The organism is Micromonospora sp. B006 (assembly GCF_003408515.1).
GTDB classification, from domain to species: domain Bacteria; phylum Actinomycetota; class Actinomycetes; order Mycobacteriales; family Micromonosporaceae; genus Micromonospora; species Micromonospora echinospora_A.
This window is the reverse complement of record NZ_CP030865.1, coordinates 5947313-5960317: the sequence shown is the minus strand read 5'-3', so window position 1 is coordinate 5960317 and position 13005 is coordinate 5947313. Positions and strand designations below refer to the sequence as shown.

Annotated in this window: 12 protein-coding genes and 1 pseudogene; 3 read left to right on the top strand and 10 right to left on the bottom strand. The window is 75.2% G+C overall.

Annotated elements, in window-relative coordinates; genetic code table 11:
• Positions 1–36 precede the first annotated feature (36 nt).
• The 4 genes from yajC to ruvC all read right to left on the bottom strand — a co-directional run bounded on the left by yajC (position 37) and on the right by ruvC (position 2726).
• A complete protein-coding gene (gene yajC / locus MicB006_RS26765; RefSeq protein WP_073827651.1) occupies positions 37–381 on the bottom strand; it encodes a preprotein translocase subunit YajC in 345 nt (114 codons plus the stop codon).
• A gap of 140 nt (positions 382–521) precedes the next feature.
• On the bottom strand, positions 522–1586 hold the full coding sequence (ruvB, locus tag MicB006_RS26760; RefSeq protein WP_073827650.1) for a Holliday junction branch migration DNA helicase RuvB: 1065 nt from the start codon (positions 1584–1586) through the stop codon (positions 522–524).
• Positions 1587–1599: 13 nt separating this feature from the next.
• On the bottom strand, positions 1600–2202 hold the full coding sequence (gene ruvA, locus MicB006_RS26755) for a Holliday junction branch migration protein RuvA (protein WP_116509851.1): 603 nt from the start codon (positions 2200–2202) through the stop codon (positions 1600–1602).
• Positions 2199–2726 (bottom strand): crossover junction endodeoxyribonuclease RuvC, encoded by a 528-nt coding sequence (ruvC, locus tag MicB006_RS26750; RefSeq protein WP_116509849.1) that lies wholly within the window; start codon positions 2724–2726, stop codon positions 2199–2201. The genes ruvA and ruvC overlap by 4 nt, the downstream gene beginning before the upstream one ends.
• A gap of 184 nt (positions 2727–2910) precedes the next feature.
• On the opposite strand from ruvC, the gene MicB006_RS26745 reads away from it, so the two are divergent.
• Together MicB006_RS26745 and MicB006_RS26740 are read left to right on the top strand one after the other, a co-directional pair.
• Positions 2911–3693: a 3-hydroxybutyrate dehydrogenase gene (locus tag MicB006_RS26745; protein WP_116509847.1), complete on the top strand. Its 783-nt coding sequence runs from the start codon at positions 2911–2913 to the stop codon at positions 3691–3693.
• A 14-nt stretch (positions 3694–3707) separates the two neighbouring features.
• A pseudogene (locus MicB006_RS26740) lies at positions 3708–5621 on the top strand (helix-turn-helix domain-containing protein); the annotation flags it as partial.
• 30 nt (positions 5622–5651) lie between these two features.
• Here MicB006_RS26740 and MicB006_RS26735 read toward each other — a convergent pair.
• From MicB006_RS26735 to MicB006_RS26725, 3 genes are all read right to left on the bottom strand, one after another.
• Entirely contained in the window at positions 5652–6257 is a 606-nt protein-coding gene (locus tag MicB006_RS26735) for a TetR/AcrR family transcriptional regulator (RefSeq protein WP_116511853.1), read from the bottom strand.
• A gap of 11 nt (positions 6258–6268) precedes the next feature.
• Positions 6269–7834 (bottom strand): MFS transporter, encoded by a 1566-nt coding sequence (locus MicB006_RS26730; RefSeq protein WP_116509845.1) that lies wholly within the window; start codon positions 7832–7834, stop codon positions 6269–6271.
• A 157-nt stretch (positions 7835–7991) separates the two neighbouring features.
• Positions 7992–9059, bottom strand: a complete 1068-nt coding sequence (locus MicB006_RS26725) for an FAD-dependent monooxygenase (protein WP_116509843.1) — start codon at positions 9057–9059, stop codon at positions 7992–7994.
• A gap of 54 nt (positions 9060–9113) precedes the next feature.
• Between MicB006_RS26725 and MicB006_RS26720 the strand changes: the two genes are divergently transcribed.
• Positions 9114–9671 (top strand): TetR/AcrR family transcriptional regulator, encoded by a 558-nt coding sequence (locus MicB006_RS26720; RefSeq protein ID WP_116509842.1) that lies wholly within the window; start codon positions 9114–9116, stop codon positions 9669–9671.
• Positions 9672–9722: 51 nt separating this feature from the next.
• Here the strand turns inward: MicB006_RS26720 and MicB006_RS26715 are convergent, their stop codons facing one another.
• From MicB006_RS26715 to MicB006_RS26705, 3 genes are all read right to left on the bottom strand, one after another.
• On the bottom strand, positions 9723–10364 hold the full coding sequence (locus MicB006_RS26715; protein WP_225980517.1) for a transcriptional regulator: 642 nt from the start codon (positions 10362–10364) through the stop codon (positions 9723–9725).
• 89 nt (positions 10365–10453) lie between these two features.
• Positions 10454–11530, bottom strand: a complete 1077-nt coding sequence (locus tag MicB006_RS26710; RefSeq protein ID WP_225980516.1) for an alcohol dehydrogenase catalytic domain-containing protein — start codon at positions 11528–11530, stop codon at positions 10454–10456.
• On the bottom strand, positions 11527–12969 hold the full coding sequence (locus tag MicB006_RS26705; protein ID WP_116509840.1) for an aldehyde dehydrogenase family protein: 1443 nt from the start codon (positions 12967–12969) through the stop codon (positions 11527–11529). Before MicB006_RS26705 ends, MicB006_RS26710 begins: the two co-directional genes overlap by 4 nt.
• Positions 12970–13005: the final 36 nt, after the last annotated feature.

Below are 13005 nucleotides of genomic sequence, written 5' to 3'. Positions count from 1 at the left end.
GTACCGATGATTCCGCTGCCCCGTCCGGGGCGGCAGTCACTCCTTGACCGGCTCGGCTTCCTCGGTGATCGTCTCGGCGGCCGGCGCCTCGGCGCGCTTGATCACGCGGGCGACGGCCGGGCGCGCGTACCGGGTCTGCACGCCCGGGGCAACCTCCAGCAGGACGGTCTCGTCCTCGACCGCGGTGACAGTGCCGTGCAGGCCGCCGATGGTGACCACCTCGTCGCCCGGGGCCAGGGCGGACTGCATCTGCTCGGCCTCGCGGCGGCGCTTCTGCTGCGGTCGGATCATCATGAAGTACATGACGACGAAGAGCAGAGCGATCATCAGGATCGGCGTCAGACCGCCGGCTCCCCCGCCACTCGCTGCTGCGTAAAGCACGGTGTAGACCTTCCGGTTGGCCTCCGTCCCGGCGCCGGAGGGCGCCGCAGCGGAAGCAGATTCTCACGTCCTGTACAAACCGCGGCGAAGTCTAGTCCCTGCTCCTGAGAAGACCGAATGCGGCACAGATCACGAACGGATCACGGCTGGTCGGTCTGCACCGAGAAGAGATCGGGCCCCGGAGAGGTATCCGCACCAAATGTACCATTCGGCGGGTTGCGACCCAGATGGTGCCAAGCGGCCTCCGTCGCCACCCGCCCGCGCGGCGTACGCGCCAGCAGGCCGGCCCGCACCAGGAACGGCTCGCAGACCTCCTCGACCGTGTCCGGCTGCTCCCCCACCGCGACCGCCAGCGTGGACAGGCCCACCGGGCCGCCCCGGAACGAGTCGACGAGCGCGGTGAGCACCGCCCGGTCGAGCCGGTCCAGGCCGAGCGCGTCCACGTCGTAGACGGTCAGCGCCGCCCGCGCGGTCTCCAGCGTGACCACGCCCTCGGCCCGCACCTCGGCGTAGTCGCGCACCCGGCGCAGCAGCCGGTTGGCGATGCGCGGGGTGCCCCGGGACCGGCCGGCGATCTCCGCCGCGCCGTCGGCCGTGATCGGCACACCGAGGATCCGGGCCGACCGGTGCAGCAGCGTCTCCAGGTCGGCCGGCGCGTAGAAGTCGAGATGCGCGACGAAGCCGAAGCGGTCGCGCATCGGCCCGGTCAGCAGGCCGGAGCGGGTGGTGGCGCCGACGAGCGTGAACGGCTCCACGTCGAGCGGGATGGCTGTCGCGCCCGGCCCCTTGCCCACCACCACGTCGACGCGGAAGTCCTCCATGGCGCTGTAGAGCAGTTCCTCGGCCGGCTTGGCGATCCGGTGGATCTCGTCGATGAACAGCACGTCGCCCTCGGCGAGGCTGGTCAGGATCGCGGCCAGGTCGCCGGAGCGCTCGATGGCCGGGCCACTGGTCACCCGGATCCCCGCTCCCAGCTCGGCGGCGACGATGTTGGCCAGTGTCGTCTTGCCGAGGCCGGGCGGCCCGGACAGCAGGATGTGGTCGGGCGGCGAGCCACGCCGCATCGCGCCCTGCAACAGCAGGTCGAGCTGGTCGCGGACGCGGTGCTGGGCGATGAACTCGTCGAGCCGCTTCGGGCGGACGCTCGCCTCCGCGTCCCGCTCGGCGTCGCTGACGTACGCCGAGACCAGGTTCTCGCCGGTCATCCGCGCGGGCCCGTCATCGGGTCCGGCCCAGGAGGCGGATCGCCTGCTTGAGCAGGACCGGCACCGGCGGCGTCTCACCGTCGACGGTCTCCGCCACCGCGGCCACCGCCTGCTCGGCCTGGGCGGCCGTCCAGCCCAGCCCGACCAGCGCCTGGCGCACCTGATCCGGCCAGGCGCCGCCGGTCACCCCGGCCGCGCCGTCGGCGCCCACCGGCACCGGGCCGATCCGGTCGCGCAGCTCCAGCACCAGCCGCTCGGCGCCCTTCTTGCCGATACCCGGCACCCGCGTCAGCGCCGCGGTGTCGGCGTTGGCGACGGCCTTGCGGACCGCGTCCGGCGTGTGCACGGCGAGCACCGCCTGGGCCAGCCGGGGACCGACCCCGCTGGCGGTCTGGAGCAGCTCGAACAGCTGCTTGGCGTCGTCGTCGGCGAAGCCGTAGAGCGTGAGCGAGTCCTCCCGGACCACCAGGCTGGTGGCCAGCCGGGCCGGCTGGCCCACGCGCAGCTCGGCGAGGGTGCCGGGGGCGCACTGCACGGCCAGGCCGATGCCGCCCACCTCCACCACCGCGTGATCCGGGCCGGTGGCGGTCACCGTGCCGCGTACGCTCGCGATCATCGCGTCCCTCCTCGTCGGGCCCGTTGCGCGGCCGCAGCCAGCTTGGACCGGGTGCCGCCGCGCCACACGTGACAGATGGCCAGCGCCAGGGCGTCGGCGGCGTCGGCCGGCTTCGGCGGCTCGGGCAGCCGCAGCAGCCGGGTGACCATCGCGGTCATCTGCGCCTTGTCGGCCTGGCCGGAGCCGGTCACCGCCGCCTTCACCTCGCTCGGCGTGTACGTCGTCACCGGCAGCCCGGCCCGGGCCCCGGCGAGCACCGCGACGCCGCTGGCCTGCGCGGTGCCCATCACGGTGCGGACGTTGTGCTGGCTGAACACGCGCTCCACGGCGACCGCGTCGGGACGGTGCTCGGCGACCAGGTCGGTGAGCGAACGGTCCAGGTGCAGCAGGCGCAGCGGCAGGTCGTCGGCCGGGTCGGTGTAGACCACGTAGTAGGCCACGAGCGTGCAGGGGCGGCCCGGCACACCCTCGACCACGCCGGCCCCGCACCGGGTCAGCCCCGGGTCGACGCCCAGCACCCGCACGCCGCCTCCTCCCCAAGCCGCCAGCAGTACGTGTGTTCGACACACCCTACTGGTGCCCGCCGACGGCGGGTCGGCCGGACACGCCGGGCGCGGGTGGTGACGCGGCGCACCACACACGCAGGCGGTGGAGTATGTGTCGCCGCCCCATGTGCCCGGCGGCACCCGGCTCGTACGTTCATGCGCCATGACGGCAGAACCCGTGGTGGTCCCCCACGTCGTACACGTCGACCTGACCGGCCGCACCGCGCTGGTCACCGGCGGCGGCAGCGGCATCGGACGCGCCTGCGCCCTGCGCCTGGCGGCGGCCGGCGCGACAGTGGTGGTGCTGGACCGCGACACGGCTGCGGCCGAGGCGGTGGCCGCCGAGGCCGGTGGCCGGGCGGTGGGGATCGACCTGGCCGACCCGGCGGCGGTGGACCGGCTCGACGTCGACGCCGACATCGTGGTCAACAACGCCGGCCTCCAGCACGTCTCGCCGGTGCAGGACTTCCCGGTCGAGCGCTTCGAGTACATCCAGCGGGTGATGGTCGAGGCGCCGTTCCTGCTGGTGCGCCGGGCGCTGCCCCGGATGTACGCGAACGGCTGGGGCCGGATCGTCAACATCTCCTCGGTGCACGGGCTGCGCGCCTCGCCGTTCAAGGCCGCGTACGTCTCGGCCAAGCACGCCCTGGAGGGCCTGTCCAAGGTGGTCGCGCTGGAGGGCGCCGCGCACGGTGTCACCGCCAACTGCATCAACCCCGCGTACGTGCGCACCGCGCTGGTGGAGAGCCAGATCGCCGACCAGGCGGCCACGCACGGCATCGGCGAGGACGAGGTGGTCGAGAAGATCATGCTGGCCCGGGCGGCGATCAAGCGGCTGATCGAGCCGGAGGAGGTGGCCGAGCTGCTGGCGTACCTGTGCTCCCCGCCCGCCGCGTTCCTCACCGGCGCCTCGATCGCCCTCGACGGGGGCTGGACGGCGAACTAGTGGCGCCCCGCACAATGTCGGTCATGTCGTCGCCGGTCGAGTTCCTGGAGTTGCTGGCGCGCGAGGCAGCCGCGGTCGAGTTCGAGGGCCCGCTCGTCGCCGCGCGCGCCGCCGGGCTGCCCGCCGAGCGGCTGGCCGAGCTGGAGCAGGCGAAGGTGGTGGCGCTGCGGGTGCGGGCGCTGCTGGCCCGCCGGCGCCGCCGGGAGACCGAGCTGTCCGGCCTGTACGACACCGCGAGCGACCTGGCCGGGCTGCGCGACCTGGACGACGTGCTGCGCGCGATCGTGCACCGGGCGCGGATCCTGCTCGGCACCGACGTGGCGTACATGACGCTCAACGACGAGGAGCGCGGCGACACCTACATGCGGGTGACCGACGGCTCGATCTCGGCCCGGTTCCAGCGGCTGCGGCTGGAGCTGGGCGACGGACTGGGCGGCCTGGTCGCGCAGACCGGCACGCCGTACGTCACCTCGAACTACCAGGAGGACGAGCGGTTCCGGCACACCGGGGAGATCGACGGCGGGGTGGGCGAGGAGGGCCTGGTGGCCATCCTGGGCGTGCCGCTGCGGCTGGGCTCCAGCGTGATCGGCGTGCTGTACGCGGCGAACCGCTCGGCCCGGCCGTTCGCCCGGGAGGAGGTGTCGCTGCTGGTGTCGCTCGCGGCGCACGCGGCGGTGGCGATCGACACCGCGCGACTGCTCGCCGAGACGCGGGCGGCGCTGGCGGAGCTGTCGGCGGCGAACAGCACGATCCGGGCGCACAGCAGCTCGGTGGAGCGCGCCGCCGCCGCGCACGACCGGATGACCGCGCTGGTGGTGCGCGGCGGCGGGATGGAGGACGTGGCCGCGGCGGTCACCGAGGTGCTCGGCGGGGCGCTGCTGGCGCTGGACGCCGAGGGCCGGCGGCTGGCCCGGGTCGGCGAGATCGAGGAGCCGGACCGGGCGGACATCGTGGAGGCGGTCGCCGCGTCGCGTACCGAGGGACGCAGCGTGCGCCGGGGTCCGCTCTGGTACGCCGCGGTGGTGGCCGGCGCGGAGAACCTGGGCGCGCTGGTGCTGCGCCCGGACGACGAGCTGGTCGACGCCGACCAGCGCATCCTGGAGCGCGCCGCGCTGGTGACCGCGTTGCTGCTGTTGTTCCGCCGCACGGTGGCCGAGGCGGAGGGGCGGGTCCGCGGCGAGCTGCTGGACGACCTGATCGCCCGGCCGCTGCGCGACGCCGACGCGCTGCGGGCGCGGGCCCGCCGCATCGGGGTGGACCTGGACGCGCCGCACGTGCTGGTGGCGGTCGGCGACGACGCGTTCGCCGAGACCGGCTCGGCCCGGCAGCGCGTGCTGTCCTGGGCCACCACGTACGCCTCGACCCGCGGCGGCCTGGCGGCGGCGCGCGACGGGCGGGTGGTGCTGATGCTGCCCGGCCAGGACGCGGGCGGCGCGGCCCGGGCGGTGGCCCGGGACCTGTCGCGGCTGACCGGCCGGCCGGTGACCGCCGGGGCGAGCGGCCCGTCGACCGGGCCGGCGTCGCTGGCCGTCACGTTCGCCGAGGCGGAGCGCTGCCTGTCCGCGCTCGGCGCGCTGGGCCGGGCCGGGCAGGGGGCGAGCACCGCCGAGCTGGGCTTCGTCGGGCTGCTGCTGGGCGCGGTCGGCGACGCCGGGGACCGGGACGTGTCCCGGTTCCTCACCGCGACAGTGGGTCCGGTGGTGGACTACGACGCGCGGCGGGGCACCGCGCTTGTGAAGACGCTGGAGGCGTACTTCGGGGTGGGCGGCAGCCTGGCCCGGGCCGCCGAGCAGCTGCACGTGCACGTCAACACTGTCACCCAGCGGCTGGAACGGGTCGGGCAGCTGCTCGGCGCGGACTGGCAGCGGCCGGAGCGGGCGCTGGAGGTGCAGCTCGCGTTGCGCCTGCACCGGCTGCGCACGCCCGCCCGCTGGGCGGCCGGGCAGGGCGACCCGGTCTCAGCGGACGCGCAGGCCGTCCAGGACGGTGTCCACGATCCGCTCGGGCAGCATCCGCTCGTCCCCGGCGTACCACTGCAGCATCCGCTGGGTGAGCATCGGCGCGGTGAGCAGCGCCATGGTCACCTCGATGTCGATGTCGGCGCGGAGTTCGCCGCGGTCGATCGCGCGGCGAAGCACCTCGCGCAACGCCTCGCGGCGGGGCTCGACGATCGCCTCGTACGCCTGCCGGTGGGCCGAGCTGCGGTTCACCTCGGGCACCAGGCACGGCATGATCTTGCGGGCCCGGGGGTCGGCGTGCTGGCCGACGGCGCCGACGAGCAGCACCAGGTCGTCGCGGACGGAGCGTCCGGCGCAGTGCGGCGCGGGCCCCTTGAGCGTGCGCAGCGCGTCCAGCAGCAGCGCGTCCTTGCCCGGCCAGCGGCGGTAGATGGTGGCCTTGCCGACTCCGGCGCGGGTCGCGATCGCCTCGATGGTCAGCGCCTCGATGCTGTTGCCCTCGGCCAGCAGGTCGAGGGTCGCGTCGACGATCGCCTCGTCCGCGCGGGTGCTCCGCGGTCGCCCGGGCGACCGCGGAGCATCCGCCGTGGAAGTCATGTCAGACATTGTCCACGAACCTATGCGGCCCCGGCCAGCTCCCGGTCCGTGGCGGGGGTCGCGCCGGGGGCGGCGGCCGGCCGGCCCGGCATCCACCGCAGCACGATGACGAGGCCGAGCGCGGCCACCACCGCCGAGACGCCGGCGGCCCAGTGCATGGCCGAGACGAACGAGTCGTTGGCCGCGTCGATGAGCCGCGGCGCGGCGGGGCCGAGCCGGTCGGCGACGGCGTACGCCCCGGAGACCGACTCGCGGGCCGCGTCGCGTACCGGGGCGGGAAGCGCGGCCACCGCCGGGGCGACATGGTCGCGGTAGACCGCGCTGAGCACCGAGCCGAGCACCGCCACGCCGAGCGCGCCGGCCACCTGCCGCACGGTGTTGCTGACCGCCGACCCGACGCCGGCCTTCTCCCGGGGCAGCGACGACATGATGGACTCGGTGGCCGGGGGCATGATGTTGGCCATCCCGGCGCCCTGGAGGAACCCGAGCGCCGAGAAGATCCAGATCGGGGTGTCCGCGTCGATGAAGACGAAGCCGCCGAGCGCGGTGGCGGTGAGCAGCAGTCCGACCGCCGCCACCGACCGGCCGCCGTAGCGGCGGACCATCGCCGCGCTGCGCGGGGCGAAGAACAGCTGGGCCACCGCGAACGGCAGGAACAGCAGGCCGCTCTCCAGCGGGCTGTAGCCGCGCACGAGCTGCAGGTAGAACGCGCCGAAGAACATCACGCCCATGGCGGCGAAGAAGACCAGCCCGACCAGCGCCACCGGGGCGGCGAAGCGGGGCACCCGGAACAGCCGTACGTCCAGCGACGGGTGGTCGGTGCGCAGCTCGTGGACGATGAACAAGCCGAGCACCGCGAGGCCGCCCAGCACCGCGACCCACACCTGTGGCCGGTCGAAGCCGTGCTCGCCGCCGTCGATGATGCCGTAGGTGAGCGCGACCAGGCCGACCACCGACAGCAGCACGCCGGGCACGTCGACCCGGCCGGGCTTCGGGTCGCGGGACTCCGGCACCAGGGCCGCGACCAGCACCACGCCGAGCGCCACCACCGGCACGTTGATCAGGAAGACCGAGCCCCACCAGAAGTGCTCCAGCAGCGCGCCGCCGAGCACCGGGCCGATCGCCACGCCGAGGCCGACCGCGCCGGCCCAGACGCCGATCGCCTTGGCCCGCTCGCGCGGGTCGAAGACGTTGGAGATGATCGAGAGCGTCACCGGCATGATGGCCGCGCCGCCGACGCCCATGAGCGCGCGGGCCGCGATGAGCTGGGCCGGGTCCTGCGCGTACGCCGACAGCAGCGAGGCCAGCCCGAACAGCGCCAGCCCGAGGATCAGGAAGCGGCGGCGGCCGAGCCGGTCGCCGAGCACGCCGAAGGTGAACAGCAGCCCGGCGAAGACGAGCGTGTAGGAGTTGATCGCCCATTCCAGCTCGCCCTGGGTGGCGCCGAGGCCGTGCACCGGGTCGGCCAGGGTGCGCAGCGCGACGTTGAGGATGGTGTTGTCGAGGACGACGACGAGGAGGCTGATCACCAGCACCCCGAGGATCGCCCACCTCCTCGGGTGTCCGGTGTTCTCGTGCGGTTCCACTGCGGTTCTCCCCCCGCTTCACCCGAGTCAAAATACGATACGGGTCAGACTCGTAACGCAGCCGAGCGTAGGTGAACCGATTTCGATACGGAACGGTTTCGTATCGGATGTGAGCCAGGTCACGGCCGGACTCGCGGGCCCGCGACCGCGCCCCGCGTCAGGCCGGCGGACCGGTGGCCAGCGCCACCCGCAGCAGCGCGTCGCGCACCGGCAGCAGCCGCCGCACCCCGGAGAGCCGCCCCGCCCAGCGCGCGCCCGCCGCGATCCGCTGCGTGGGCCGCCGCCGGCACCTGTCGTACGCCAGCAGCGCGGCGTGCAGGTCGCCGGCCTCGCGTACGCAGTCGGCGAGCGCGACCGCGTCGACGAGCGCCTGACAGGCGCCCTGCCCCAGGTCCGGCGTCATGGCGTGCGCGGCGTCGCCGAGCAACGCGGTCCGGCCGGCCACGTAGGAGGGCAGCGGCGTCAGGTCACGGATCTCGTGCCGCAGGATCCCCTCCGGAGTGAGCGCGTCCAGCACCTGCGGCACCGGCCGGTGCCAGTCGCCGAAGAGGCGGCGCAACTCGGCGCGGTCGTCAGGGGGCGCCGGATGCCCCTCGGGCAGCCGCACCGCCGCGTACCAGTTGGTGCGGCCCGGCCCGGCCGGCGTGAGCCCGAACTTGCGCCCCCGCCCCCAGGTCTCACCGCCCTCGCCCGGATCGAGGTCGAGGTCGACAACACCGCGCCAGGCCACCGCGCCCGCGTAGCGCAGCGGGTAGCGCCCGCCGTGCATCGCGGCGCGCACCACGCTGTTGATCCCGTCCGCGCCGACCACCAGGTCGTACGCGTCGAGCAGCGACCCCGGGTCGGTCACCGGCTCGCCGAGGCGCAGCGCCGCTGCGGGCAGCGCACCGGCCAGGGCGGTGAGCAGCACCGGCCGGGTGACCAGGTGAACGGGCTCGCCGCGCCGGCGTTCCAGCCGGTCGACGTCGATGGTGGCGATCCGGCTGCCGTCCGGGCGCCGGATCGATCCGCCGGACTGGCGGCGGCCCCGGCGGCGCACCTCGTCGCCGACGCCGAGCGCGTCCAGGGCGCGCATCGCGCCGGGCCAGATGCCGAGCCCGGTGCCGCTGTCCGGCAACGCGGCGGACCGTTCCAGGACTGACACCTCCCAGCCGGCCGCCCGCAGGCCGATGCCCGCCGCGAGCCCGCCGATCCCGCCCCCGACCACGACCGCTCGTCCGCCCATGCCGCCACCGTACTACAGATGTAGTCGGCCGCACTACGGCTGTAGTCTGGCCGGGTGACCGATCGCCGGCAACTCCTGCTCGACGCCGCCATCCGGGTGCTCGGCACCGGCGGGCCGCGGCAGCTCACCCACCGGGCCGTGGACGCCGAGGCGGGCCTGCCCGAGGGCTCCGCGTCCAACCGGTTCCGCACCCGGGAGGCGTTGGTCACCGGCGTGTTCGACCGGCTGGTCGAGGTGGAGACGCTGGCCTGGCAGCGGCTCGCCGTGGACCTGCCACCCGGCGACGTCGCCGCGTTCGCCCGGGTGCTCGGCGAGCTGATCCGGGAGTTCACCGATCAGCGGCGGGTGGTCACGCTGGCCCGGTACGCGCTGTTCGTCGAGGCGGCCGTGCGGCCCGACCTGCGCCCGGCGATCGAGGCCGGGCGGGCGCGGCTGGCCGAACGGGGAGAGCCGCTGCTCGCCGCGCTCGGCTCGACCGATCCGCCGGCCCACTTCCGGATGCTGCTGGCGCTGATCGAAGGGCTGCTGAGCAACCAGCTCGCCTGCCCGGAGGACGACTTCGACCCGGAGTCCGCGGTCGCCGTGCTGCTGCGCGGCTTCCGCGCCGCCTGAACGCGCCGCCTGAACGCGCCGCCTGAGCGCGCCGCCTGAGCGCGCCGGGCGTCAGGCAGGGCTCACGCCGCGCAGGCAGGCCAGCGTGGCCTCGCCGAGCGTGGTGAGGCGCTGCGGCACCGCCGACGTGGGCGGGAACGGCTCGATCCACCCCGGACCGGCGGCGAGCACCCGTACCCCGGGCAGGTCGCGACGCAGGCGGACCAGGCGGTACGCGCGGCCGGTCACCGGGGTCTGCGACCAGACCACCACCACCCGCGGCCGGACCCGCTCCGCCGCGCTGGTCAGCGCGGACCAGGGCAGGGCCGGGCCGAGGTACAGGGCGCCGCGCCCGCGCTCGCGCAGCGCCGCGGCGAGCGCGTGCAGCCCGAGGCAGTGCGTCTCGTGCTCGGCACCGGCCAGCAGCACGCCCTGGGCGGGCAACGGCCGGGTCGGCTCTCGGCCGAACACGTCCAGCCCGACCCGCAGCCCCTCGGAGAGGGCGTGCTCCATCGCGATCTCGGCGGCGCCGTCGCCGCGCAGCGCACCCAGCAGCGGCAGGCAGACCTGTTCCCAGACGGGCACCACCCCGGCCTCGGCGGCCAGGTCGAGCAGCAGCCCGGCGACCTGGTTGTCGTCCAGATCCTCGGCGGCGGCGGTCAGCCGTTTGCGGGCCGTCTCGGCGGCCCCGGCCGGCATGTTCTCGGTCAGCAACGGACGTACCCCCGGGTAGCTCTCCTACCCAGGGTTCGCTCGCACCCGCCGATCCGGATGCGCGGACGGCGAATCCGGCCGCCGCCGGGTCAGTCCGGGAAGGTCACCACCCAGCGGGCGCCCTCACCACGGGCCAGCCGGGAAAGCGCCGCGGGCGCCTCCGACAGCGGCACCGTGCCGCTCACCAGCGGCCCGAGGTCCAGGTCACCGGCGGCGAGCGCGGCGGCCAGCTCCGGCACCTCCCGGTCCGGGTCGGTCGAGCCGTACACCGAGGAGCGCAACGTGCGGGCGGAGTGGAAGATGTCCAGCGCGGAGAGGCTGAGCATGTCGTCGCGGGCGCCCATGCCGACCACTGTGACCGCTCCCCCGCGCCGCGTCGCCCGCCAGGCGGCGCGGATGGTGGCGGAGCGGCCGACGCACTCGAAGGCGTGGTCCACCCCGCGCCCGTCGGTGCGGACCCGGATCTGCTTTCCGAGCGTGTCGTCGGAGCGCAGGAAGTCGGTGGCGCCGGCCGCGAGCGCCAGGTCCCGCTTGGCCTCCACCACGTCGACGGCGAGGATCGGCGACGCGCCCGCCCGCCGGGCGGCGGTCAGCACGGCCAGGCCGACCCCGCCGAGCCCGATCACCGCGACCGACTCGCCGGGCGCGACCCGTGCGGTGTTGCGGACCGCGCCGACGCCGGTGAGCACCGCGCAGCCCAGCACCGCGGCCTGCTCCGGCGGCAGTCCGGCCGGCACCGGTACGGCGGCGCGCTGCGGCACCACCACCTCCTCGGCGAGCGCGCCGAGCCCGAGCGTGACCTGAAGGGGCTCACCGGCGGCCGTCTCACCCCGGGGCGTGGACGGGTTGGGATTGGCCGCGCAGAGCCACGGCTCACCGTGCCGGCAGTGCCAGCACTCCCGGCAGGCCGGCGCCCAGTTGAGCACCACTGGCGTGCCGACGGCGATCGTCGTGCCCGGCCCGGCCTCGGCCACCACGCCGGTCGCCTCGTGGCCCAGCACCAGCGGGTACGCGGGCGCCAGCGTGCCGTCCACCATGGCCAGGTCGGAGTGGCAGATGCCGGCGGCGCGGATGCGTACCCGCAGCTCACCCGGGCCGGGCGCGGGCAGGCGTACGTCCTCGACCGCCGGGGTTTCGCCCCGGCCGCGCACCACGAGCGCCTTCACCGCTGGATCGCCTTCAGCTCGGTGAACTCCTCCACGCCGTACGCGCCCAGTTCCCGGCCGAGGCCGGACTGCTTGTAGCCGCCGAACGGGGCGAGCGGGTTGAACGCGCCGCCGTTGACGTCCACCTGGCCGGTACGCATCCGCCGGGCCACTGCCAGCGCCGCGTCGGAGTCGGCGGACCAGACCGCGCCGGCGAGGCCGTACCGGGAGTTGTTGGCGATGGCGACCGCCTCGTCGGTGTCGGCGAACGGGATCACCGCGAGCACGGGCCCGAACACCTCCTCCTGGGCCAGCGCGCTGTCGGGGTGCACGTCGGCGAAGACGGTGGGCGCCACGAAGTGGCCCTGCGGCGGCAGCGGCGCGTCCGGGTCGCCGGCGACGAGCCGGGCGCCGTCGGCGAGCGCCCGGTCGACGTGGTCGCGTACCCGCTGGGCCTGCGCGGCGGAGGCGAGCGGGCCCAGCCGGGTGGCCGGGTCGAAGGGGTCGCCGAGCCGGTAGCCGGCCACCGCCGCCGCGACCAGGTCCAGGGCCTCGTCGTAGCGGTCGCGGTGCACGAGCATCCGGGTCCAGGCGGTGCAGGTCTGCCCGGAGTTCAGCAGCGCGTTGCCGACACCGACCTTGACCGCTGTGGGCAGGTCGGCGTCGGCCAGGACGACGTTCGCGGACTTGCCGCCGAGTTCCAGCGACACCCGGGCGATCCGCTCGGCGGCCAGGCGGGCGATGCGCCGGCCGGTGGCGGTGGAACCGGTGAACGAGACCAGGTCGACGTCGGGGTGCGCGGCGAGCGCCTCGCCGACCACCGGGCCGGTGCCGGGCACCAGGTTCACCACGCCGGGCGGCAGGCCGGCGTCGGTGATCGCGTCGAACAGCAGGTACGCGGTCAGCGGCGTCAGCTCGCTGGGCTTGAGCACGACTGTGCACCCGGCGGCGAGCGCGGGCGCGACCTTGGCGACCACCTGGTGCAGCGGGTAGTTCCACGGGGTGATGGCGCCGACCACGCCGACCGGCTCCCGGACCACGAGCGAGTTGCCGACCGTCTGCTCGGCGGCCGGGCGAGCGGCCAGGTCGACCATGCTCCGCAGCACTGTCAGCGGCAGCCCGGTCTGGACGCGGGTGGCGAGCTTGAGCGGGGTGCCCAGCTCGGTCGCCACGGTGCGGGCGATCTCGTCGGCGCGGGCGGCGAGCGCGGTGTGCAGCCGGTCCAGGTGCGCGGCCCGCTGCTCGGGGGCGGTGGCGGCCCAGCCGGGGAACGCGGCGCGGGCGGCGGCGACCGCCCGGTCCACGTCGGCCGGCGTACCGGCCGGCACTTCGCCGATGATGCTCGCGGTGGCCGGGTTCTCCACCGGGATGGTGTCGTCCGACGACGGGTCGGCCCAGTCACCGGCGATGTGCAGGTGGCGGCGCGTCAGCAGGGCGGGCGGGGCGGCGGCGAGATCCATGGCGTCCTTCGGGGGCGGCGGAAACTAGCGGTGGGA

What these genes read in the sequence shown, in the direction of transcription:
- ruvB (WP_073827650.1), bottom strand. Translation starts at nt 1,586, where the DNA reads ATGACCGGCGAGAACCTGGTCTCGGCGTACGTCAGCGACGCCGAGCGG.
- ruvA (WP_116509851.1), bottom strand. Translation starts at nt 2,202, where the DNA reads ATGATCGCGAGCGTACGCGGCACGGTGACCGCCACCGGCCCGGATCAC.
- MicB006_RS26745 (WP_116509847.1), top strand. Translation starts at nt 2,911, where the DNA reads ATGACGGCAGAACCCGTGGTGGTCCCCCACGTCGTACACGTCGACCTG.
- MicB006_RS26735 (WP_116511853.1), bottom strand. Translation starts at nt 6,257, where the DNA reads ATGTCTGACATGACTTCCACGGCGGATGCTCCGCGGTCGCCCGGGCGA.
- MicB006_RS26725 (WP_116509843.1), bottom strand. Translation starts at nt 9,059, where the DNA reads ATGGGCGGACGAGCGGTCGTGGTCGGGGGCGGGATCGGCGGGCTCGCG.
- MicB006_RS26705 (WP_116509840.1), bottom strand. Translation starts at nt 12,969, where the DNA reads ATGGATCTCGCCGCCGCCCCGCCCGCCCTGCTGACGCGCCGCCACCTG.